The following is a 22529-nucleotide window of genomic DNA, read 5'->3' on the forward strand; positions in this document are numbered from 1 at the left end:
CCCAAGAGATAATGCCGGAGCCGGCCCGCACAAGCATTTGAGGTGAACGCCAAGGATTTGGCGCCAGCGCGCCGTATCGCATCAACCGGAGGTGCCGGCCAAACGGCCAAGGCGTAGCGCAATTCAGGCAATGTGCATTTTGCGACAAATTTGCAACATTAGCGGCGCAAACCGTATTTTAACCATATCGGGTTGAAATTTCGCCACCTTCTCCATCTTGGTGAGGGGGACATTGCGCGGACGGCATCCCCAGCCCGATCCGACGGAGGTTGAAGAATGAAATTTTCGAAAACCGGCCTGCTGGCCGTATCACTGGCCGTGCTCGTTGCGAGCGGCTGTTCAACCTCACGGTTCTCATCGATGGACGAGCAGCAGCCGGCGCCGCTGGAAGCTGCGCCTGCCGGCAAGGTGACTGCAAACCAGCTGCCGCCACCGGCGACACCCGGCCCGGCCGACCCGTCGAAATTTCCGACCGCGCCGCAGAACACGCAGGTCGCCTCGCTGCCGCCCGACGGGACGGCGCCGGCCGGTGCGGCCGATCTGACCGCCTCCAGCGTCGCCGGTGTTTGGAAGGCAAGTGTGTCCGGCCAGAGCTGTCAGGTGGCGACGCCGCAGACCAAATTCGGTTCGGGCTACCGCGCCGGACCGCTGCATTGCCCGGCGCCGCTCGATGGCATCAAATCGTGGAACGTCGCCGGCAAACAGCTGACGCTCTTTGACGAGAATGGCGGCACGCTGGCACGGCTCTATTCTTCGGGCGGCGAGAAATTCGACGGCCAGACTTCCAACGGCCTGCCGATCTCGCTTACAAGGTAAGAGAACGGCCCCCCATTGTTACGCAATTCCGGACGGAAAACCGTTACACACTTTTCCTGGAATTGCCTCTTTTGTTTTTTACGCAATTCCGGACAGAAAACCGCTACACACTTTTCTTGGAATTGCTCCGGAACGACGTGACCAATGCATCTGCGTGACGGCCTCCAGACCCATGCGACCGTCAAGCAGCGCTATGACCATCTGGTCGAGACGGGCGCCATCGGGCGCGATCCGGCGCAGGAGCGGATCGCCGCTGCGCTCGACCGGCTGATCGAAGAGATATCGGCAAAGCGGCTGGCGCAGAAATCAAGCGCGCTGGGGTGGTTGTTCGCCCGCAAGCGCGAGGTGCACGAGGCGGTCAAGGGCCTTTATATCCATGGCGGCGTCGGCCGCGGCAAGACCATGCTGATGGACATGTTTTTCGAGCTGCTGCCGGTGCGGCGCAAGCGCCGGGTGCATTTCAACGACTTCATGGCCGACGTGCAGGACCGCATCCAGAAGCACCGGCAGGCTCGCAAGAACGGCACGGCCAAGGAGGACGACCCGATCCCGCCGGTGGCGCGCGCGCTGGCCGAGGAAGCCTGGGTGCTATGCTTCGACGAGTTCTCCGTCACCGACATCGCCGATGCGATGATCCTGTCAAGGTTGTTTTCGGCGTTGTTTGCCAATGGCGTGGTGCTGGTTGCCACTTCCAATGTCGCGCCGCAGGATCTCTACCGCGACGGCCTGAACCGTCAGTTGTTTTTGCCGTTTGTCGCTATCCTGGAGCGCCACGCGCAGGTGCTGGCGCTTGACGCCGACAAGGATTACCGCCTCGACAAGCTCAGCCGCATGCCGGTCTACGTCACCCCGGCCGATGCCGCCGCCGACCATGCGCTCGACGACGCGTGGGCGGTGATGACGCATGGCAGGCCGACGGCCGAGACGATGCTGACGGTGAAGGGCCGGCACGTCATGGTGCCGCGGGCTGCAGGGGAGGCTGCGCGGTTTTCCTTCGCCGATCTCTGCGAGAGGCCGCTCGGCGCCCGCGACTATCTTGCCATTGCCAGCCGTTTCTCGACCATCTTCATCGACCATGTGCCGGTGCTCGGCGAAGGCAAGCGCAACGAAGCCAAGCGCTTCATCCTGCTGGTCGATACGCTCTACGATCATCATGTACGGCTGGTGATGAGCGCCGCGGCACCGCCGGCGCAGCTCTATACGGCCAAGCGCGGCAACGAAGTCTTCGAGTTCGAGCGCACCGCATCGCGGCTGATCGAGATGCAGAGCCACGACTGGCTGGAGGACTGGGCGGAGAGGCACAAGGAAAAGCGCTTGCAAATCGAGGCCGAGCAACGCCCGACCAGCCAGGTTCCGTGATAGCTCATGAGGCCAATAGAGACCGCGCCTTAGGTGCTCTAGTCGGGCTGGCTGTGGGAGATGCCGTCGGCACCACATTGGAGTTCGCCGAACGCGACAGCAGGCCGCCCCTTACCGACATGGTGGGCGGTGGGCCTTTCGGCCTCGAACCCGGAGAATGGACGATGGCGCTTTGCCTCGCCGATTCTCTTATCGCCAGCAAAGGCGAAGTCGTACCTCGCCATCTGCTTGCGAACTTCGGTTCGGCGTGAATTCCGTGACCGGCGAATGTTTCGACATTGGCGGCGCGACGAGAGCTGCGCTGCGGGCGTTCGAGTTGTACGGTACGGTCGAGAACAATGAGGCAGAGCATCTCCAGGCCAACGGCTCGATCATGCGGCTTTCACCAGTCGTGCTGTGCGCCACAAGCCGCGATCAGGCATGTGCTCTGGCTCTCGCACAGGGCAGGACCACTCGTGCTGCGCCGGTTCCTCAAAAATGCTGCGAACTTCTAGCGGGATTTCTCTGGGATATTGTCGAAACTGGCGTTCTTCCCCAAAGCGTAAAGGCAAAGGGCGATCGCGCTCGTAGCGATGTGGTCAGCACCGGCCATGCTCCCGCTACGATCGACGCCGCCTGCTGGAGCGTTGCAACGACGACGGACTTCAAATCTGCGGTGCTGGCCGCGGCCAATCTCGGCGACGACGCCGATACCGTCGGTGCCGTGACCGGCCAGTTGGCCGGTGCGCTTTACGGGCTCTCGAGAATTCCCCCCGACTGGCTCGAAAAGCTTGCTTGGCTGGACGACATCCAGCGGCGTGGCGAGGATTTGTGGCGGCTTCGCGGGCTGGCGGCCTGATCTCCACACGGCCAAGCGCGGCAACAAGCTCTCCGCGCACCGCCTCGCGGCTGATCGAGATGCAGAGCCGCGACTGGCTGGAGGATTGGGCGGAAAGGCACAAGGGGAAGGGATCGTCGCTGGAGGCGCGTCAGGCGAAGGGTTAGAGCCTTATTTCAAAAACCGAAAGGCAGTGTACCGTCGCACCCCCTCTGTCCTACCGGACATCTCCCCCTCAAGGGACCCTCAAGGGGGGAGATCCGACGTCACGCCGGTCTTCGCCAATCTCCGTTGATACAAAAGGGCGAAGCGCCGAAGCTGCCAATCTCCCCCCTTGAGGGGGGAGATGTCCGGTAGGACAGAGGGGGGTACTGGCCCGCCGACACCAAAAATCTAAAGTCGGTACACATACATCACAAAATCCTCCGCCGGCCCATGCGGCTCTTTCCGCGACTCATAAAGCGCACGAGCAGCAACATTGTCCGGCTCGGTGCCGACCCACGCCTCCTCACAGCCATGCTCGCGACCGAGTGCGAACATGGCGCCGAGCATCCTCGTCGCAATGCCCTGGCTTTGAAAGGCCGGCGCCACGCCGACCTCGTCTATGTAGAGTTCGCTCACCTTGTCCGGGTGGCGGTGGATGACGGCTGCGCATTGGCCAACGACGATGCCGTCGGCGAGGGCCACGACCATGAAATGACAGGGCTCCGCGAGATAGGCGGAGAGCCGATCCGGCCTGACCGGCTCGTCGAAGACTTCATCGGCAACCCGCATCACAACGGCGTTATCGTCAGGAAACAGCCTTCTGATTTCCAGGGCCATTGCGTAGAATTCCTCTAGTCGGCTTCAGAATTTTGACGTTTACGTAATTCCCACTGTTTCTAACCGATTGAAATTACTCACTCCAAAATAATCGTTTGAATTTTTGTGCGGCCGGGGCTATTGCGTGCGGCGAATTTCGCGGTTCCGCAGCATTCCGGCCTCTTCCTCCGACGCCGTCATCAAATCGTCAAGGATTTGGGCGCCGTCATAGTCAAAGGGAAAATATCCTGACATGGCACGCAACAAGATAGCGCTCATCGGCTCGGGCATGATCGGCGGCACCCTCGCCCACATGGTCGGCCTCAAGGATCTCGGCGACGTCGTGCTGTTCGATATCGCCGAAGGCATCCCGCAAGGCAAGGGACTGGACATCGCGCAGTCGTCGCCGGTCGATGGGTTCGACTCGAGGCTGACCGGCGTCAACGACTATGCCGGCGTCGAGGGCGCCGATGTCTGCATCGTCACCGCCGGCGTGCCGCGCAAGCCCGGCATGAGCCGCGATGATCTTCTAGGCATCAATCTGAAGGTGATGGAGCAGGTCGGCGCCGGCCTCAAGAAATACGCGCCGAAAGCCTTCGTCATCTGCATCACCAATCCGCTCGACGCCATGGTCTGGGCGCTGCAGAAGTTTTCCGGCCTGCCCAAGAGCCATGTCGTCGGCATGGCCGGCGTGCTCGACAGTTCGCGCTTCCGTTATTTCCTTGCCGAGGAATTCAAGGTCTCGGTCGAGGACGTCACTGCCTTCGTGCTCGGCGGCCACGGCGATTCCATGGTGCCGATGATCCGCTATTCGACGGTTGCCGGCATCCCGCTGCCCGACCTCATCAAGATGGGCTGGACCTCGAGGGAGCGGCTCGACCAGATCGTGCAGCGCACCCGCGACGGCGGCGCCGAGATCGTCGGCCTGCTCAAGACCGGCTCTGCCTTTTATGCGCCGGCAGCTTCGGCCATTGCCATGGCCGAAGCCTATCTCAAGGACAAGAAGCGGGTGCTGCCCTGTGCTGCCTATCTCTCCGGCCAATATGGCGTCAAGAACACCTATGTCGGCGTTCCCGTGGTGATCGGCGCCGGCGGCGTCGAGCGTATCATCGAGATCGAGCTCGCGAAGAGTGAGCAGAAGATGTTCGACAGTTCGGTCGCAGCGGTGCAGGGCCTGTGCGATGCCTGCGTCAAGATCGCTCCGCATCTCGCGGCCAAATAAGCCGGCAACCAAGCCCGCCAAGCAAGCTGGAGACATAGCGCATGAACATCCATGAATATCAGGGCAAGGCGCTGCTGAAGGGCTTTGGCGCACCGGTGGCCGAGGGCGTGCCGGTGTTCAAGGCGAGCGAGGCGGAGGCCGCCGCCAAGGCGCTGCCCGGCCCGCTCTATGTGGTCAAGAGCCAGATCCATGCCGGCGGCCGCGGCAAGGGCAAATTCAGGGAGCTCGGCGCCGATGCCAAGGGCGGTGTCAGGCTGGCAAAGTCGGTAGCCGAGGTCGTCGCCAATGCCAAGGAGATGCTCGGCCACACGCTGGTCACCAAGCAGACCGGCCCGGCCGGCAAGCAGGTCAACCGGCTCTATATCGAGGACGGCGCCGACATCGAGCGCGAGCTCTATCTGTCGATCCTGGTCGACCGCTCGGTCGGGCGCGTCGCCTTCGTCGTCTCGACCGAGGGCGGCATGGACATCGAGGCGGTCGCCCACGACACGCCGGAAAAGATCATCACCGTAGCCATCGACCCGGAAAAGGGCGTGACGGCCGACGATGTGAAGAAGCTCAACGCCGCGCTGAGACTCGACGGCGACGCCGCCAAGGATGGCGCCACGCTGTTCCCCATCCTCTACAAGGCCTTTGTCGAGAAGGACATGAGCCTGCTCGAGGTCAACCCGCTGATCGTCATGAGGAGCGGCCGGCTGCGCGTTCTCGACGCCAAAGTGTCGTTCGACAACAATGCGCTGTTTCGCCACCCCGACGTGCTCGAATTGCGCGACACCACCGAAGAGGACGAGAAGGAGATCGAGGCGTCGAAATACGACCTCGCCTATGTCGCGCTCGACGGCAATATCGGCTGCATGGTCAACGGCGCCGGCCTTGCCATGGCAACGATGGACATCATCAAGCTTTACGGCGCCGAGCCGGCCAACTTCCTCGATGTCGGCGGCGGCGCGTCGAAAGAAAAGGTGACGGCGGCGTTCAAGATCATCACCAAGGATCCGGCGGTCAAAGGCATTCTGATCAACATCTTCGGCGGCATCATGAAATGCGACATCATCGCCGAGGGCGTGATCGCCGCGGTCAAGGAGGTCGGCCTGCAAGTGCCGCTAGTGGTGCGGCTGGAAGGCACCAATGCCGAGCTCGGCAAGAAGATCATCAACGACAGCGGGCTGAACGTGGTGTCGGCAGACGATCTCGACGATGCAGCCAAGAAGATCGTCGCGGCGGTGAAGGGCGTCTGATGCAGCGGATGCTGGCCCTAGCGCTGACCGGCATGGCCCTTTGGGCCAGCGCTGCTGCGGCCGCGGATAGTTCGAAGTCGCCCGCGTGGATCGGCAAGAGGGTCAATCTCTTCATGAACTTATGTCCGGCAACGGCGCCCAGCTTCGGCCGGTTCAACGCGGTTGCCCGGCAAAGCGGGTTCAAGGCCGGATCCGACGGGCTGCAAGTCTACAAGGCTACGGAGATCGTTGCCTCAATCAAGAGTTCGAACGGTCGCTGCGACTGCCTGGTCTCCTTCGGCACCAACGATCCGAAGCTGGCCGCCAACATGATCCTGAAAAGGCTTCTGACCAAATATGGCAGCAGTTTCCAAGCCGATGATGACCCCAGGTCCCTTGGTGAATTGAGAACGTCTGGCGGCAATTTATCGGTGCAGATCGTGACGATCCGGCGCGCCGGGGGCCGATGGATCGGTGCTGTCGTTCACGGAAACCAAAAATGCCCAGCTTGAAAACAGAACTTCAGGGTCAAGGTCGATAGGCGATGCCTCCGCACAAGATAAACCTCGTCGAGGCGGCGGATCAGAAGATCAAGAAGGTCTTCGATCCGCATATCGCCGGCGACGTGAACGACAGCCAGGTCAAGATCGCCAAGTTCGGCGACGTCTTCGACTGGCACGCGCATGACAATGAGGACGAGGCGTTCCTGGTGCTGCGCGGGCGCATCGCCATCGATTTCCGCGACGGCACGGTGGAGCTTTCCAGCGGCGAGTTCATTGTCGTGCCGCGCGCCGTCGAGCACCGGCCGCGCTCGCTAAGCGAGGAGCCGGTGGTGCTGATGTTCGAGCCGGCAACGACGCTCAACACCGGCAATGCCAAAAGCGACCTTACCGTCGCCGAGCTGAAGCGGTTGTGACCATGAGCGCGCGGCCTTCCCCGATCAACGGTTTTTGAAAAGGACCACCATGTCCATTCTCGTCGACAAGAACACCAAGGTGCTGGTGCAGGGCCTGACCGGCAAGACCGGCACGTTCCACACCGAACAGGCGCTGGCCTATCACGGCACAAAGATGGTCGGCGGCATCCACCCCAAGAAGGGCGGCGAAACCTGGACCGGCGCCAAGGGCGAAGCGCTTCCGATCTTCGCCACCGTAGCCGAAGGCAAGGCCAGGACCGGCGCCAACGCTTCGGTCGTCTACGTGCCGCCGGCGGGTGCTGCGGAAGCGATCCTGGAAGCGATCGAGGCCGAGATCCCGCTGATCGTCTGCATCACCGAGGGCATACCGGTGATGGACATGATCAAGGTCAAGGCGAGGCTCGACCGCTCGACGTCGCGGTTGATCGGCCCCAACTGTCCAGGCGTCCTGACCCCGGACGAATGCAAGATCGGCATCATGCCCGGCAACATCTTCCGCAAGGGCTCGGTCGGCGTTGTTTCGCGCTCGGGAACGCTTACCTATGAGGCGGTGTTCCAGACCACCAATGTCGGCCTCGGCCAGACCACCGCCGTCGGCATCGGCGGCGATCCGGTCAAAGGCACGGAGTTCATCGACGTGCTGGAGATGTTCCTCGCCGACGACGAGACCAAGTCGATCATCATGATCGGCGAGATCGGCGGATCGGCCGAGGAAGACGCCGCGCAGTTCCTCAAGGACGAGGCAAAGCGCGGCCGCAGCAAGCCGATGGCCGGCTTCATCGCCGGGCGCACCGCACCGGCGGGCCGCACTATGGGCCATGCGGGCGCGGTCATCTCCGGCGGCAAGGGCGGCGCGGAAGACAAGATCGCGGCGATGGAATCGGCCGGCATCAAGGTTTCGCCATCGCCGGCCCGGCTCGGCACGACGCTGGTCGAGGCGATCAAGGGTTAGGGGAGTATGGGAGTACGGGAATAGGGGAGTAGGGAACAACACGAGGGCATTTGCCCTACTCCCTTACTCCCCTATTCCCTTACTCCCCTCCAACAAAGGAGACGAAGCAAAGGCTTCGACAGTGACATGGCAAGACAAGATCAGGCCAACGACCAGTTTTCGCTTACCTCTTTCCTCTATGGCGGCAATGCCGATTATATCGACGCGCTCTATGCCGCTTACGAGGACGATCCCGCTTCAGTCGATCCCGAATGGCAGGACTTCTTCGCGGCGCTGAAGGATGACGCCGGCGACGTGCGCAGGAACGCCAAGGGCGCCTCTTGGGCCAAGCCCTCCTGGCCGATGCAGGCCAATGGCGAGCTGGTCTCGGCGCTGGACGGCAATTGGGGCCTGGTCGAAAAGCACATCGAAAAGAAGGTCAAGGACAGGGCGGTCGGCAACGGCGCAGCGCTTTCCGACGCCGACGTGCATCAGGCGACGCGCGATTCCGTCCGCGCCATCATGATGATCCGCGCCTTCCGCATGCGCGGCCACCTGCACGCCAATCTCGATCCGCTGGGCATTGCCAAGCCGCTGGAGGATTACAACGAGCTGTCGCCGGAGAATTACGGCTTCACCGAAGCCGACTACGACCGGCCGATCTTCCTCGACAATGTGCTCGGGCTGGAATTCGGCACCATCCGGCAGATGCTCGATATCCTGACCCGGACCTATTGCTCGACGCTCGGCGTCGAATTCATGCATATTTCCGATCCCGAGGAGAAGGCCTGGATCCAGGCGCGCATCGAGGGCACCGACAAGGAGATCTCCTTCACCGCAGCCGGCAAGAAGGCGATCCTGCAGAAGCTGGTCGAGGCGGAAGGCTTCGAGCAGTTCATCGACGTCAAGTACAAGGGCACCAAGCGCTTCGGCCTCGATGGCGGCGAGTCGCTGATCCCGGCGCTGGAGCAGATCATCAAGCGCGGCGGCCAGCTCGGCATGAAGGAGATCGTGCTCGGCATGGCGCATCGCGGCCGGCTGAACGTGCTGTCGCAGGTGATGGCCAAGCCGCACCGCGCCATTTTCCATGAGTTCAAGGGCGGCTCCGCCGCGCCCGACGAGGTCGAGGGCTCGGGCGACGTGAAGTACCATCTCGGCGCCTCGTCGGACCGCGAGTTCGACGGCAACAAGGTGCATCTGTCGCTGACCGCAAATCCTTCGCATCTGGAAATCGTCGACCCGGTGGTGATGGGCAAGGCGCGCGCCAAGCAGGACTATCTGTTCGGCCGCAGCCGCGAGGAGATCGTGCCGCTGGAAGAGCGCGCCAAGGTGCTGCCGCTGCTGTTGCATGGCGACGCGGCCTTTGCCGGCCAGGGCGTGATTGCCGAAATCCTCGGCCTGTCGGGCCTGCGCGGCCACCGCGTCGCCGGCACGCTGCATTTCATCATCAACAACCAGATCGGCTTCACCACCAACCCGCGCTTCTCGCGCTCGTCGCCCTATCCGTCCGACGTGGCCAAGATGATCGAAGCGCCGATCTTCCACGTCAATGGCGACGATCCGGAAGCCGTGGTCCATGCCACCAAGGTGGCGATCGAATTCCGCATGAAGTTCCACAAGCCTGTCGTGGTGGACATGTTCTGCTATCGCCGGTTCGGCCATAATGAGGGCGACGAGCCGGCCTTCACCCAGCCGATCATGTATCGCAAGATCCGCAACCAGAAGACGACCATGCAGATCTATGCCGACCGGCTGATCGCGGAAGGCCACATCACCCAGGCCGAGCTCGAAAAGGTGAAGGCCGATTGGCGGGCGCATCTCGAGCAGGAATTCGAGGTCGGCCAGCACTATAAGCCGAACAAGGCGGATTGGCTGGACGGCGCCTGGTCCGGCCTGCGCTCGGCCGACAACCAGGACGAACAGCGGCGCGGCAAGACCGCGGTGCCGGTCAAGACGCTGAAGGAGATCGGCAAGAAGCTAACCGAGGTGCCGAAGGATTTCGAGGCGCACAAGACGATCATCCGCTTCCTCGACAACCGCCGCCAGGCGATCGAGTCGGGCGAAGGCATCGACTGGTCGACGGCCGAGGCGCTGGCCTTCGGCGCCATCCTGCTCGACGGCAATCCGATCCGGCTGTCCGGCCAGGATTCGGAGCGCGGCACGTTCTCGCAGCGCCATTCCGTACTCTACGACCAGCGCGACGAGACACGCTACATCCCGCTCAACAATCTGTCGGCGGCGCAGGCCGGTTTCGAGGTCATCAACTCGATGCTGTCGGAAGAGGCCGTGCTCGGCTTCGAATATGGCTACTCGCTGGCCGAGCCGAAGGCGCTGACGCTGTGGGAAGCGCAGTTCGGCGACTTCGCCAACGGCGCCCAGGTGGTGTTCGATCAGTTCATCTCGTCGGGCGAGCGCAAATGGCTCAGAATGTCGGGCCTCGTCTGCCTGCTGCCGCACGGCTATGAAGGCCAGGGGCCGGAGCATTCGTCGGCCCGGCTCGAGCGCTTCCTGCAGCTTTGCGCCGAAGACAATATGCAGGTCGCCAACGTCACGACGCCGGCCAATTACTTCCACATCTTGCGCCGGCAATTGAAGCGGGACTTCCGTAAGCCGCTGATCCTGATGACGCCGAAGTCGCTGCTGCGCCACAAGCGGGCGGTATCGACGCTGCCGGAGATGTCGGGCGAAAGCGCCTTTCACCGGCTGTTGTGGGACGATGCCCAGCTGCTGTCGGGCCAGGCCATCAAGCTCACCAAGGATTCGAAGATCCGCCGTGTCGTGCTCTGTTCGGGCAAGGTCTATTACGACCTCTACGAGGAACGCGAGAAGCGCGGCATCAACGACATCTATTTGCTGCGCGTCGAGCAGCTCTATCCGTTCCCGGCCAAGGCGCTGATCACCGAACTGTCGCGCTTCCGCAATGCCGAGATGGTGTGGTGCCAGGAGGAGCCCAAGAACATGGGCGCCTGGTCGTTCATCGATCCGTATCTCGAATGGGTGCTGGCGCATATCGACGCCAAGCATCAGCGGGTGCGCTATACCGGCCGGGCGGCCGCCGCCTCGCCGGCGACCGGATTGATGTCGAAGCATCTCGCCCAGCTTGCCGCCTTGCTCGACGACGCGCTTGGTGAATAGAACAGAACCGAAAGAAACGGACAGGCACAATGGCAACCGAAATCCGCGTCCCGACACTTGGTGAATCCGTCACCGAGGCGACCATCGGCAAATGGTTCAAGAAGGTCGGCGACGCGATCGCCGCCGATGAGCCGCTGGTCGAGCTCGAAACCGACAAGGTGACGGTGGAAGTGCCGGCCGCCACCGCGGGCACGCTCAGCGAGATCGCCGTCAAGGAAGGCGAGACGGTCGGCGTCGGCGCACTGCTCGGCACGATTTCGGCAGGCGCCGGCGCGGCAGCCAATGCCGCCGCTCCGGCAACGAAGCAGGAGGCGGTGTCGCAGGCTTCGGCTCCGACTGCGGCCTCGAGCGTCAAGCAGGCCGCTGCCGAGACGGCCAAGATCGCCGGCGACGCCGGCGCGATCGAGACGCGCACCATGCCGCCGGCACCGTCGGCAGCAAAGCTGCTGGCCGAGCACAATCTCGCAGTCGACCAGGTGTCGGGCTCGGGCAAGCGCGGCCAGGTGCTGAAAGGCGACGTGCTCGACCTGATCGCCAGGGGCGCGCCGTCGCAGCCGGCAGAAATGCCGAAGGCCGCGCCTGTACCGGCACCCGTTGCCGCGCGCGCGCCATCCTCGGCCGACGATGCCTCGCGCGAGGAGCGCGTGCGCATGACCAAGCTGCGCCAGACCATCGCGCGCCGCCTCAAGGAAGCGCAATCGACCGCCGCCATGCTGACCACCTTCAACGAGGTCGACATGAGCGCGGTGATGGCGCTGAGGAGCAAATACAAGGACGTGTTCGAGAAGAAGCACGGCGTGAAGCTCGGCTTCATGGGCTTCTTCACCAAGGCCGTCACCCATGCGCTGAAGGAGATCCCGTCGGTCAATGCCGAGATCGACGGCACCGACATCATCTTCAAGAACTACGCCCATATCGGCGTTGCCGTCGGTACAGAGAAAGGCCTCGTCGTGCCGGTCGTGCGCAATGCCGACCAGATGTCCATCGCCGAAATCGAGAAGGAAATCGGCAGGCTGGGGCTTGCGGCGCGCGACGGCAAGCTGTCGGTTGCGGATATGCAAGGCGGCACGTTTACGATTTCCAACGGTGGCGTTTACGGGTCGCTGATGTCGACGCCGATTCTCAACGCGCCGCAGTCCGGCATTTTGGGTATGCACAAGATTCAGGAGAGGCCGATGGTGGTCGGCGGCCAGATCGTCATCCGGCCGATGATGTACCTGGCGCTGTCCTACGACCACCGCATCGTCGACGGCAAGGAAGCGGTGACGTTTCTGGTGCGGGTCAAGGAAAGCCTCGAGGATCCGGAACGGCTAGTGCTCGACCTCTAGGGGCGGCCGACGTGAGCCGGAGCATGGATCTGCGCCGCCGGATGAGTTCGTCTCGTTTCCGGTCCGGTTTGTTTGTCACAATCTGCGCACTCGGCGTGCAGACGGTCTCCGCGGCCCTCGCCGCCTGCCCGCTCGAGCTCGCCGTCTATGGCGATCCTGAAAACGCCGCCGAGATCGATTTCAGGCCGACCATGGAGTCGGCTGCCGTCACCAACAGCTTCAAGATGGTGCTCGACAACGGCGTCGTGCTCGACGGCATCGTCATGTGGACGGAGGGCGCGGCGCGGCCGCATGGCTCGCTGATGTACAAATGCCCGGCCGGCGACGTCACCGGCGACGAGCTCGCCGCCTGCACTGTGTGGGAGGGCGTCATCTACACTGCCGACGACCAGGGCAATATCGCGTTGCTGCCGGGCGAAGGAAAGGATGCGCCGAAGAAGCTGATCCTGCCTGATCTGGGAGCGTCGCTGCAGATGTCGGCGGCCTATGGCGCCAACGGCTTTTCCCAGGTGCCCTGGGACGTCTTTGGCCTGAAGGGATGTCAGGAATGAGCGCGAGCGGAAAGATCCTGCTGGTGACCGGCGGCAGCCGCGGCATTGGCGCCGCTACATGCAGGCTTGCCGCCAGGGCCGGCTATCGCATTGCGGTCAATTACGCGTCGAATGCAAAAGCCGCCGAAACGGTGGTCGCCGACATCGAGGCTGCTGGCGGAGAAGCCTTCACAGTCAAGGCCGATGTCGGCAGCGAGACGGACGTATTGGCCATGTTCGAGGCTGTCGATGGCCGTTTCGGTCGGCTGGACGCGCTCGTCAACAATGCCGGCGTGGTCGACCAGAGCGCGCGCGTCGACGAGCTTAGCGCTGCAAGGCTGGAGCGCATGATGCGCATCAATGTGATCGCGCCGATGCTTTGCGCCCGCGAGGCGGTGAAGCGGATGTCGACCAGGCATGGCGGCAAGGGCGGCGCCATCGTCAATGTTTCTTCGATCGCGGCAAGGCTTGGCGGGCCGGGTCAATATGTCGACTACGCCGCCTCCAAGGGCGCGGTCGATTCCTTCACCATCGGGCTTGCCCGCGAAGTGGCCGGCGAAGGCATTCGTGTCAACGCGGTCAGCCCGGGCATCATCGACACCGAAATTCATGCCTCCGGCGGGCAGCCGGATCGCGCCGAGAGAATGCGCAAGGTGGTGCCCATGCAGCGCGTCGGCACCGTCGAGGAAGTCGCAGCCGCAATTCTCTGGCTGCTGTCGGACGAGGCGTCCTACACAACAGGCGCCAATCTGGAAATCGGCGGCGGCCGCTAAAGCAAAAGGGACAGTATCATGGCCTATGACGTCGTTATCATCGGATCGGGACCAGGCGGCTACGTCTGCGCCATCAAGGCGGCGCAGCTCGGTCTGAAGACGGCGGTAGTCGAAAAGAACCCGACCTTCGGCGGTACCTGCCTCAACATCGGCTGCATCCCGTCAAAGGCGCTGCTGCATGCGTCCGAGATGTTTGCCGAGGCCGGCCATTCCTTCGAGGCGCTCGGCGTCGAGATCGGCGCGCCCAAGCTCAATCTTGGGAAGATGATGGCACACAAGGATGCGACGGTGACGGCCAACGTCAATGGCGTCGCCTTCCTGTTCAAGAAGAACAAGATCGACAGTTTTCGTGGCACCGGCAAGGTGGTTGCGGCCGGCAAGGTGTCGGCGACCTCCGATGACGGCAAGGTCGAGGAGATCGAGACCAAGAACATCGTCATCGCCACCGGCTCCGACGTCGCCGGCATTCCCGGCGTCAAGGTCGATTTCGACGAGAAGGTGATCATCTCGTCGACCGGCGCGCTGTCGCTGGACAAAGTGCCGGGCCATCTGGTGGTGGTCGGCGGCGGTGTCATCGGTCTGGAGCTCGGCTCGGTATGGGCGAGGCTCGGCGCCAAGGTCACCGTTGTCGAGTTCCTCGACACCATCCTGGGCGGCATGGACGGCGAGGTCGCCAAGCAATTCCAGCGCCTGCTGTCGAAGCAGGGCTTTGAGTTCAGGCTGGGCGCCAAGGTGACCGGCGTCGCCAAGGCCAGGAAGGGGGCGACGGTCACCTTCGAACCGGTCAAAGGCGGTGCGGCCGAGACGATCGAGGCGGACGCGGTGCTGATTTCGACGGGACGACGGGCCTATTCGGACGCTCTCGGGCTGAAGGATGCCGGCGTCGACGTCGATGAGCGCGGCCGGGTCAAGACCGACGGTCATCTCAGGACCAACGTGCCCGGCATCTACGCCATCGGCGATGTCATCGCCGGGCCGATGCTTGCCCACAAGGCCGAAGACGAGGGCGTGGCGGTAGCCGAAACCATCGCCGGCCAGGCCGGCCATGTGAACTATGACGTGATTCCGAGCGTCGTCTACACCACGCCGGAAATCGCCTCGGTCGGCAAGACCGAAGAAGAATTGAAGAAGGCCGGCATCGACTACAAGGCCGGAAAATTCCCGTTCAGCGCCAATGGCCGCGCGCGCGCCATGCTGCACACCGACGGCTTTGTGAAAATCCTGGCCGACAAGGCCAGCGACCGTGTGCTCGGCGTCCACATCGTCGGCTTCGGCGCCGGCGAGATGATCCACGAGGCGGCGGTGCTGATGGAGTTCGGCGGCTCGTCGGAAGACCTTGCCCGCACCTGCCACGCCCATCCGACAATGTCGGAAGCGGTGAAGGAGGCGGCACTGGCGACGTTCTTCAAGCCGATCCATATCTGAGCGGTTGAATCGCAGGCGACGGTGGCGATTGGCGAAAGCGGGGCTGATAGCCAATCTCCCCCCAAGTGGGGGAGATGTCCGGCAGGACAGAGAGGGGCGCGAAGGATCACCACAGACGGCTGCCATTCTGAACCACAGATGGATTCCAGGGTCTCCGCGATGTCGCTTCGCTCCTGCTCCGCGCTGGATGACGAAGATGAAGTTAGCCCATGGCTAATCGCAGCTCAGAGCATCGACGGCTGCTCCCCAAAAAAAACGGCCCGCCTTTCAGCGGACCGTTCATATATTAAATCAGCAGTCTGATCACTGAGCCGGGGCCGGTGCTGGTGCGGGAGCCGGAGCCGGGGCTGGCGCAGGGGCCGGAGCGGGTGCAGGTTCTGCCGGAGCGGGAGCCGGAGCGGGTGTCGCCGGAGCTGGCGCAGGAGCCGGTTCGGCTGGCTTCATCGGCTCGGCAGGTGCTGGGGCCGGAGCCGGTGTGCTGGCTGCGGGCGGTTCGGCAGGCGCAGGTGCCTCGCTACGTCTTCCAAAAACATAATAGGCGACAATTGCCAGGATAACGACGACCAGTGCAATCAGCCAGCCGCTGCCGCCGCCGCGTGGCCGTGCGGTACCCGGTGAGGTGAATGGGTCGTTCGGATTGGGTGTGTTCGCCATAAAAGTGTCCTCCGTGGATGAAAAACATCAAGTAATAGCCATCAACGTACAATCGTTGAATCGGTTTCACATTAGGCGTTGAAAACGCCGAAAACAGGGCAATTCTGATCCGGAATCGCTTGCAGGCATGCATTTCCACCGCGAAATGGGTTTCGATCGAGCCAAACCGAACCTTTTTCAGTTTCTTGGCACGAAGCGCGGCTGGTCCGCCGTCGCGCCACGAGTAAGGGCTGATCCCGCCTCGGCAATGATTCGGTGTGCAACTCCGCCGTGTCGTTCAGTTGACGGCGGTCACCGTATAGCCGGTCTTGCGGAAACCCTCGACCAAGCCTTGCGCTCCGGGAAGGTGCATGGCGCCGACCGCCATGAAGACATTGCCGTGGGCGAGGATCGGCGCTGCACGATCGACCATCACCTTGTTGCGGCTGGTGATCATGGTCTGCTCGAATTCGGCGTAACCCGATTGGTCGTCGACCTGTTCGGGGATGACGGCCCGAAACAGCGGTACATACATGCCAGTGTCGCCACGCCGGTAAAGCACGATCATGGTTTCGTTGACGTCGTTCACCTTGTCGCCAAGCTTCAGCGTATCGACCAGCCCCTTCAGGTGAAAGGCGATCGGCAGCGAAGCCATGGCGCGCAGCTGGTCGGCGATTGTCTCCAGCCCCTCGACCGATTTGCCCGAAGCCTCGGCGTCCTTGGCAAGCTTGACGTCGAGCACCGGCGCACCGCCAGCCTGGCGGGCGACTTCGCATACAGGTAGCGCCACCATCGCCGACAGCAACCAGGGTTTCATCTTGGCGACGGTCGCTGGCGGGATGCCACGCGCATCGAGCGCCTTGTTGACCACCGCCGCATCCTCCGGCGACAGCAGCGACGAAAGCGTCGTCTTGTCGGTGAACATCATCAGATCCGGGTCTTTCAGCAGTGCGGCCGTCATCTTCTGCTTGTCGAGCACTTCGGTGGTCTCGATGATGACGGTGCCAGCCGCATCGAATGCCTTCTGCGCGGCGGGTGGCAGCGTGGTGACGCGCGGGTCGGTAACGTGCATGGTGCCGAACAGGAAGGACGGTTTTTCACCCGATTTTTCGAGCTTCCACAGCAGGCCCTTGCCGTTCGGCGTCGCTGCCGCGTCTGCCTCGATCTTGCGGTAGGCAGCCGGGTCGTCCTTTTGCAGCGCGCTCAGCATATCGCTACCGGCGCAGGCCGAAGTCTCGGCGCGTGCCTTGCCCGCGGCGAGCAGCGCGACGATGAGGAAAGAGAGGAAAAACAGGGCGTTGAGCGCGACGAGCAGCTTCAGCGACATATGGGTCGCGCGGTCGGCGATGGCGATGAGGCGTTTCATGCCGCGGTTCTAAGCGCAAAAAGCGGCAAAACGGTTAATCGGCGCATCAAAATTGTTGCGAGATGGCCACCGACACATGCATCGATCACGCACGAGGATGAGCTGCTTCGTAAATCTCGAGCAGCCTGGCGGTGTCGACGCCGGTGTATATCTGGGTTGTCGACAGACTGGCGTGGCCGAGCAACTCCTGGATTGTGCGCAGGTCGCCGCCGCGCCCTAGCAGATGCGTGGCGAAGGAATGGCGCAACGCATGCGGCGTCGCCGTGTCGGGCAGGTTGAGCGCCGACCGCAGCTTGGCCATGTCGCGCTGGACGATCGCCGGGTTGAGCGGGCCGCCGCGGGCACCGCGAAACAGCAAGCCCTTGGGATCGAGATGCCAGGGACACAAGCGGCGGTATTCGGCAATCGCCCGCAGCGCCACCGGCAGCACCGGCACCAGCCGGGTCTTGCCACCCTTGCCGGTGACGCGCAGCACGGTATCACCAGGTGAGGAAAGATCGGCGCCCGACAGGCCGAGCGCCTCGGAGATCCGCAAGCCGGACCCATAGAGCAGGGTCAGCACGGCGGCGTTGCGCGCGGCAATCCACGGCTCCTCCGCCAGTTGGCCTTCCACCGAGACGACGTGTTTTGCATCGCTTGCGGTCAGCGGCTTGGGCAGCGATTTCGGCTGCCGCGGCGCGCGCAAGGCTGTCGCACCTGCCGCATTGGCGAGGCCGCGCCGTTCCAGGAAACGCAGCAGCGAGCGGATGCCGGCCAGCCCGCGCCCGAGCGTGCGGGCGCCGGCGCCCTCGGCACGGCGGGCAGCGAGAAAGCCGCGCAAATCGGCGGGGCGCAGATCGGCGATGTCGGAAATGCCGGGCGAGCCGCCGCAATGGCCGGTCAGGAAATGCAGGAACTGGCGCGTGTCGCGCTCATAGGCCTCGACGGTTTCGGGCGATAGCCGGCGTTCGCGCGCCAGCATCTTCAGCCAGGCCTCGCGCGCCGCCTGCAGGTCGGGTTTTGCCGGTATGAGGAATTCCTGCATTGCACTCTTCCCGTTCCCCGCCATCTTCCGGCACGCGGGTTAGGAAGCGGTGAAGAGCGGCGTCATTGAAATGACGACGGGCTGGGGTTAGAGCAAGGCAAAGGATTTTCCGCAGATGATCAAGCCGCAAAACCCCGTCCAGATGGCCGTGATCGGTGCCGCGCATGGCATCAAGGGCGAATTGCGCGTCAAGAGCTTTACCGGCGACCCGCTGGCGCTGGCCGATTACGGTCCGCTCTACGCCAGGGATGGCCGCGCCTTCCAGATCGTCGACATCAGGCCCGCCAACACCGTGGTGGTGGTGCGGTTCAAAGGCGTCAACGACCGCAATGCCGCCGAGGCGCTGGCCGGCACCGAATTGTTCGTAGATCGTTCGGTGTTGCCCGATGAGGGCGAAGAGGATGAATTCTACCATGCCGACCTCGTCGGACTGGAGGTCAAGGACGACACCGGTGCGGTCGTCGGCAAGGTCGTCGCCGTGCACAATTTCGGCGGCGGCGACATTCTCGACGTGACGCTGGCGGGGCGCAAAGGCGTGCTCATCCCGTTCACGCAGGCCGCCGTTCCGGAAGTGTCGATCGCCGGCGGCTTTGTCCGCGTTGATCCAGCCGCCGCGGGGTTGGTCGAGGACGAGGACGGCGAGCCTGCCGCTGACGACGGTTTCGACCCCAAGGGCAGGCCGCGCGGGCCGAGGGACGCCGGAGGCAACCGGTGAGTTTTTCGGCTTCGGTGCTGACGCTCTATCCCGAGATGTTTCCCGGCGCGCTTGGCCTGTCGCTGGCCGGTCGCGCGCTCGAGACCGGCATTTGGTCGCTCGAAACGATCCAGATCCGCGACTTTGCCAGCGATCGTCACCGTACCGTCGATGACACGCCGGCCGGCGGCGGCGCCGGCATGGTGATGCGGGCAGACGTGCTGGCCAGCGCCATTGACCATGCCTCGCCGGCAGCCGATCCACGTCCGCGCCTGCTGATGAGCCCGCGCGGCAAGCCGCTGACGCAGGCACGCGTGCGCGAGCTCGCCGCTGGGCCGGGTGCGGTGATCGTCTGCGGCCGCTTCGAAGGCGTCGACCAGCGGGTCATCGAGGCGCGCGGCCTCGAGGAAGTTTCGATCGGCGACTTCATCCTGTCCGGCGGCGAGCCGGCGGCACTCGTGCTGCTCGACGCCGTGGTGCGCCTGCTGCCCGGCGTCATGGGCAATGCGGTATCGGGCGAGGAAGAGAGCTTTGAAAACGGCCTGCTCGAACATCCGCATTATACGCGGCCGCAGGAGTTCGAGGGCCGGCCGATTCCCGAAGTGCTGATTTCGGGCAATCACAGGAAGATCGCGGCGTGGCGGCGGGCCGAAGCGGAGAGGCTGACGAAGGAGCGACGGCCGGATCTTTCAGCCGCTCAGCCCTTATCGAAATAGTAGAAAGCCAGGAAGAGGCCGACGGCGATGACGAAGCCGCGCACCGCGTTCTGCGGCACGCGCCTGGCGATCCAGACGCCGGCATAGCCGCCCAGCGCGCCACCCGGGATCATGATGATCGCCTGCAGCCAGGCAATGACGCCGCCCGAGACGAAGACGAGGATGGCAACAGCAGCGATGACCACGGCCAGCATGTTCTTCAGTGCGTTCAGCCGGTGATAGTCGCCGGACTGGGTGAGACCGAGCGTCGCCAGCATCATGACGCCCATGCCGGCGCCGAAGAAGCCGCCATAGACGGCGGTGGCGAACTGCGCCAGCGACCCGACCAGCGAACCCACCGCGGCCTCATGCTCCGGCTTGGGCGCCGGCTTCAGCCATGGCCCGGCAGCGAACAATGCGGTTGCCGCCAGCAGCAGCCACGGCACCAAGGCGCGGAACGACGGGTTGTCGAGCCCTAGAAGGATGAGCGCGCCAGACAGCGCACCGAGAGCCGAAATGAGGCTGAGCAGCAGTGCGCCACGCCAGAAATGCTTGATGTCGTGCCAATAGGCGAGCGTCGAGGTGATGTAGCCAGGAAATTGCGTCACCGACGATGTCGCATTGGCGACGATCGGCGGCAGGCCGGCCAGGGTCATGGCGCCAAAGGTTATGAACGTGCCGCCGCCGGCAACGGCATTGACCGCGCCTGATAGAAAGCCGGCGAGAAAGAGCAAGACCGCGTCCAAGATTGGCATGAGGGGTGTCGTCGCTGGAGGAAAATGCCTGTCTTCCGGCTTAGGAAGCTTGACGCGCGGGCGCAACCCCCTGGACCACAAGCGATCACGGGATTGCCACAGCGGGCGCCAGCCCAAGAAGCAGCGCAAAAAAGAAACGGCCCAAAAAAGAAACGGCGAAGACGTGACAAAGCGCCGAAATAGCTGTATGTGCGCGCCGAACCGGAAGAAAAATCTGCCAAGAGCGATCTTCTGGCCCGTCAACAATGACGGTGTAGTCGCCCCTGCCCGATGTTCTCGAACAGACGTTCTCGAACGAAGGGCATAGCCGAGCGGTCGATGCGACTGCAAGGCGAGTGTCGGGCGCTCTGACTGTGGGAAGAACAAGAAGTGGATTTTTGAGATGGACATCCTCCGTCAGCTCGAGGCCGAGCAGGCCGCCAAGATCGAAGCCAAGCGCAAGCTCCCCGAATTCCAGCCCGGCGACACCGTGCGCGTCCAGGTCCGCGTGACCGAAGGCACCCGCACCCGCGTGCAGGCCTATGAGGGCGTCGTCATCGCCCGCGCCGGTGCCGGTTTCCAGGAGAGCTTCACCGTCCGCAAGATTTCCTACGGCGAAGGCGTCGAGCGTGTGTTCCCGGTCTATTCGCCAATGGTCGAGGGCGTCGAGATCGTGCGCCGCGGCAAGGTGCGTCGCGCCAAGCTGTACTATTTGCGTGACCGTCGCGGCAAGTCGGCCCGCATTTCGGAAAACACCGGTGTGCGCGCCCGCAAGCTCAACGACGAAGAGCGCGATGCGCTGAACGCCGAGAAGGCGCGCATCGAGGCCGAGAAAGTGGCCGCCGCCCAGGCGCTGGCCGCCGAGAAGGCCGCGCAGGACGCCGCCGAGAAGAAGGCCGCCGACGAGGCCGCCAAGGCCGCGGAAGCAGCTGCCGCCGAATAAGGCTCTTCAAGAACGTATTTTCGGAAAGGCGGCTTCGGCCGCCTTTTTGTTTCGCGAGGCGGATTCTATTTTGCCGGGCTGCGTCGGCCGCAATCGATACGGATCGTGCGTAATGCCGCCGTTGAAAGCATTGGAATCCATTTTCGTGCCGAGTGGCGCATCGGAGCGGCTTGCAAGGCGCCTGCGGAAAGCTAAAGTCGGCGCCGGATTTCCTGCATGCCTCGGTCGATCGAGGCGGTTCAGTTCCTGGGGAGCATAGTCATGATCAATTCGAAACTGCTGCTGGCCGGCCTGCTGGCTTGCCTTCTCGTGCCTGTCGCGGCTCTGGCGCAGGCGCTGCCCGACCTCGGCGGCAAGAAGGTGGTGGTGGTGACCGAAAACGCCTATCCGCCGCTGCAGTTCATCGATGCCAAGACCGGCAAGCAGATCGGTTGGGAATATGACGCGATGAACGAGATCGCCAAACGGCTGAATTTCAAGGTCGAGTACCAGAATACCTCTTGGGACGCGATGATCCAGGCGGTTTCCGACAATCAGTACAACATCGGCATGACCGGCATCACCATCAAGGACGACCGCAAGCAGAAGGTCGATTTCTCCGATCCGTATATGCGCTCGGAACAGTTCATGCTGGTGCGCGGCGACGAGAAGCGCTTCACCGATGCCAAGACGTTCGCCGCCTTCAAGGACGGGCTGATCGGCGCGCAGGCCGGCACGACGCCCTTCTACACCGCCGTCTACAGCGTGCTCGACCGCAACGAGCAGAACCCGCGCATCAAGCTGTTCGAGACATTCGGCGCGACGGTGCAGGCGCTGAAGGCCGGCGACGTCGACGTCGTGCTCACCGACGGCACTGCCGGCAAGGGCTATGTCGATGCGTCCAATGGCGGCCTTAAGCTGATCGGCGGCCCGCTCGGCACCGAGGATTTCGGTTTCATCTTCCCCAAGGGCTCCGACCTGGTGAAGCCGGTCAACGCGGCAATCGCCGCGCTCAAGGCCGACGGTACGCTCGACGCGCTCAACAAGAAGTGGTTCCTCGACTACAAGATGGGGCAGTAGGCCCGCTTGTTGCGCGCATTTCATGACGATTGTGCGCGGGAACTTGCGCTGACTCTGCGCTCGTACACCCCCCTCTGTCCTGCCGGACATCTCCCCCTCAAGGGGGGAGAT

The 22529-nt window shown here is 63.4% G+C and carries 22 protein-coding genes; 18 read left to right on the forward strand and 4 right to left on the reverse strand.

The genetic code is table 11. From position 1 onward, the window contains the following. Positions 1–276 precede the first annotated feature (276 nt). From NKK47_RS20650 to NKK47_RS20665, 4 genes are all read left to right on the forward strand, one after another. On the forward strand, positions 277–816 hold the full coding sequence (locus tag NKK47_RS20650) for a protease inhibitor Inh/omp19 family protein (RefSeq protein ID WP_023679800.1): 540 nt from the start codon (positions 277–279) through the stop codon (positions 814–816). 144 nt (positions 817–960) lie between these two features. Continuing rightward, positions 961–2175: a cell division protein ZapE gene (zapE, locus tag NKK47_RS20655; RefSeq protein ID WP_352578092.1), complete on the forward strand. Its 1215-nt coding sequence runs from the start codon at positions 961–963 to the stop codon at positions 2173–2175. Between the two features lie 53 nt (positions 2176–2228). Next, positions 2229–2426 (forward strand): ADP-ribosylglycohydrolase family protein, encoded by a 198-nt coding sequence (locus NKK47_RS20660; protein WP_352578093.1) that lies wholly within the window; start codon positions 2229–2231, stop codon positions 2424–2426. Beyond that, positions 2333–3013 carry an ADP-ribosylglycohydrolase family protein gene (locus NKK47_RS20665; protein ID WP_352578094.1) on the forward strand — a complete coding sequence of 227 codons (681 nt, stop codon included), beginning with the start codon at positions 2333–2335 and terminating at the stop codon, positions 3011–3013. The genes NKK47_RS20660 and NKK47_RS20665 overlap by 94 nt, the downstream gene beginning before the upstream one ends. 372 nt (positions 3014–3385) lie before the next feature. Here the strand turns inward: NKK47_RS20665 and NKK47_RS20670 are convergent, their stop codons facing one another. Next, on the reverse strand, positions 3386–3814 hold the full coding sequence (locus NKK47_RS20670) for a GNAT family N-acetyltransferase (protein WP_352578095.1): 429 nt from the start codon (positions 3812–3814) through the stop codon (positions 3386–3388). 232 nt (positions 3815–4046) lie between these two features. Here NKK47_RS20670 and mdh point away from each other — a divergent pair, with 232 nt between their 5' ends. The 10 genes from mdh to lpdA all read left to right on the forward strand — a co-directional run bounded on the left by mdh (position 4047) and on the right by lpdA (position 15270). Then, on the forward strand, positions 4047–5015 hold the full coding sequence (gene mdh / locus NKK47_RS20675) for a malate dehydrogenase (RefSeq protein WP_352578096.1): 969 nt from the start codon (positions 4047–4049) through the stop codon (positions 5013–5015). A gap of 41 nt (positions 5016–5056) precedes the next feature. After that, on the forward strand, positions 5057–6253 hold the full coding sequence (gene sucC / locus NKK47_RS20680) for an ADP-forming succinate--CoA ligase subunit beta (RefSeq protein ID WP_352578097.1): 1197 nt from the start codon (positions 5057–5059) through the stop codon (positions 6251–6253). Next, complete coding sequence (locus NKK47_RS20685; RefSeq protein ID WP_352578098.1) at positions 6253–6744, forward strand: hypothetical protein; 492 nt, start codon at positions 6253–6255, stop codon at positions 6742–6744. The genes sucC and NKK47_RS20685 overlap by 1 nt, the downstream gene beginning before the upstream one ends. A gap of 32 nt (positions 6745–6776) precedes the next feature. Beyond that, positions 6777–7148, forward strand: a complete 372-nt coding sequence (locus NKK47_RS20690; RefSeq protein ID WP_023679793.1) for a cupin domain-containing protein — start codon at positions 6777–6779, stop codon at positions 7146–7148. A 49-nt stretch (positions 7149–7197) separates the two neighbouring features. Beyond that, complete coding sequence (sucD, locus tag NKK47_RS20695; RefSeq protein ID WP_352450172.1) at positions 7198–8100, forward strand: succinate--CoA ligase subunit alpha; 903 nt, start codon at positions 7198–7200, stop codon at positions 8098–8100. 126 nt (positions 8101–8226) lie between these two features. Continuing rightward, positions 8227–11214 carry a 2-oxoglutarate dehydrogenase E1 component gene (locus NKK47_RS20700; RefSeq protein ID WP_352578099.1) on the forward strand — a complete coding sequence of 996 codons (2988 nt, stop codon included), beginning with the start codon at positions 8227–8229 and terminating at the stop codon, positions 11212–11214. 29 nt (positions 11215–11243) lie between these two features. Beyond that, entirely contained in the window at positions 11244–12542 is a 1299-nt protein-coding gene (gene odhB, locus NKK47_RS20705; protein ID WP_352578100.1) for a 2-oxoglutarate dehydrogenase complex dihydrolipoyllysine-residue succinyltransferase, read from the forward strand. A gap of 23 nt (positions 12543–12565) precedes the next feature. Further along, entirely contained in the window at positions 12566–13093 is a 528-nt protein-coding gene (locus NKK47_RS20710) for a hypothetical protein (RefSeq protein WP_352578101.1), read from the forward strand. Further along, positions 13090–13845, forward strand: a complete 756-nt coding sequence (locus NKK47_RS20715) for an SDR family oxidoreductase (protein ID WP_352578102.1) — start codon at positions 13090–13092, stop codon at positions 13843–13845. Before NKK47_RS20710 ends, NKK47_RS20715 begins: the two co-directional genes overlap by 4 nt. An 18-nt stretch (positions 13846–13863) precedes the next feature. After that, positions 13864–15270 (forward strand): dihydrolipoyl dehydrogenase, encoded by a 1407-nt coding sequence (gene lpdA, locus NKK47_RS20720; RefSeq protein WP_352578103.1) that lies wholly within the window; start codon positions 13864–13866, stop codon positions 15268–15270. Between the two features lie 931 nt (positions 15271–16201). Here the strand turns inward: lpdA and NKK47_RS20725 are convergent. Further along, positions 16202–17269 (reverse strand): TraB/GumN family protein, encoded by a 1068-nt coding sequence (locus tag NKK47_RS20725; RefSeq protein ID WP_352578104.1) that lies wholly within the window; start codon positions 17267–17269, stop codon positions 16202–16204. 85 nt (positions 17270–17354) lie between these two features. Further along, positions 17355–18293, reverse strand: a complete 939-nt coding sequence (locus tag NKK47_RS20730; RefSeq protein ID WP_352456326.1) for a tyrosine recombinase XerC — start codon at positions 18291–18293, stop codon at positions 17355–17357. 115 nt (positions 18294–18408) lie between these two features. On the opposite strand from NKK47_RS20730, the gene rimM reads away from it, so the two are divergent. Both rimM and trmD read left to right on the forward strand, forming a co-directional pair. Next, on the forward strand, positions 18409–19008 hold the full coding sequence (gene rimM / locus NKK47_RS20735) for a ribosome maturation factor RimM (RefSeq protein ID WP_352578105.1): 600 nt from the start codon (positions 18409–18411) through the stop codon (positions 19006–19008). Further along, positions 19005–19703, forward strand: a complete 699-nt coding sequence (gene trmD, locus NKK47_RS20740; protein WP_352578106.1) for a tRNA (guanosine(37)-N1)-methyltransferase TrmD — start codon at positions 19005–19007, stop codon at positions 19701–19703. The genes rimM and trmD overlap by 4 nt, the downstream gene beginning before the upstream one ends. On the opposite strand, the gene NKK47_RS20745 is transcribed toward trmD, so the two are convergent. Then, the gene (locus NKK47_RS20745; RefSeq protein ID WP_023679781.1) at positions 19685–20437 is read right to left on the reverse strand and encodes a sulfite exporter TauE/SafE family protein; all 753 of its coding nucleotides are present in this window, start codon (positions 20435–20437) and stop codon (positions 19685–19687) included. The genes trmD and NKK47_RS20745 overlap by 19 nt on opposite strands. A gap of 382 nt (positions 20438–20819) precedes the next feature. Between NKK47_RS20745 and rplS the strand changes: the two genes are divergently transcribed. Both rplS and NKK47_RS20755 read left to right on the forward strand, forming a co-directional pair. After that, positions 20820–21359: a 50S ribosomal protein L19 gene (gene rplS / locus NKK47_RS20750; RefSeq protein WP_352468080.1), complete on the forward strand. Its 540-nt coding sequence runs from the start codon at positions 20820–20822 to the stop codon at positions 21357–21359. Positions 21360–21620: 261 nt separating this feature from the next. Then, a complete protein-coding gene (locus NKK47_RS20755; protein WP_352578107.1) occupies positions 21621–22418 on the forward strand; it encodes a transporter substrate-binding domain-containing protein in 798 nt (265 codons plus the stop codon). The last annotated feature ends 111 nt before the right edge of the window (positions 22419–22529 follow it).

It is taken from the genome of Mesorhizobium sp. M0019 (assembly GCF_040323975.1).
In the GTDB taxonomy this organism is placed as follows: Bacteria; Pseudomonadota; Alphaproteobacteria; order Rhizobiales; family Rhizobiaceae; genus Mesorhizobium.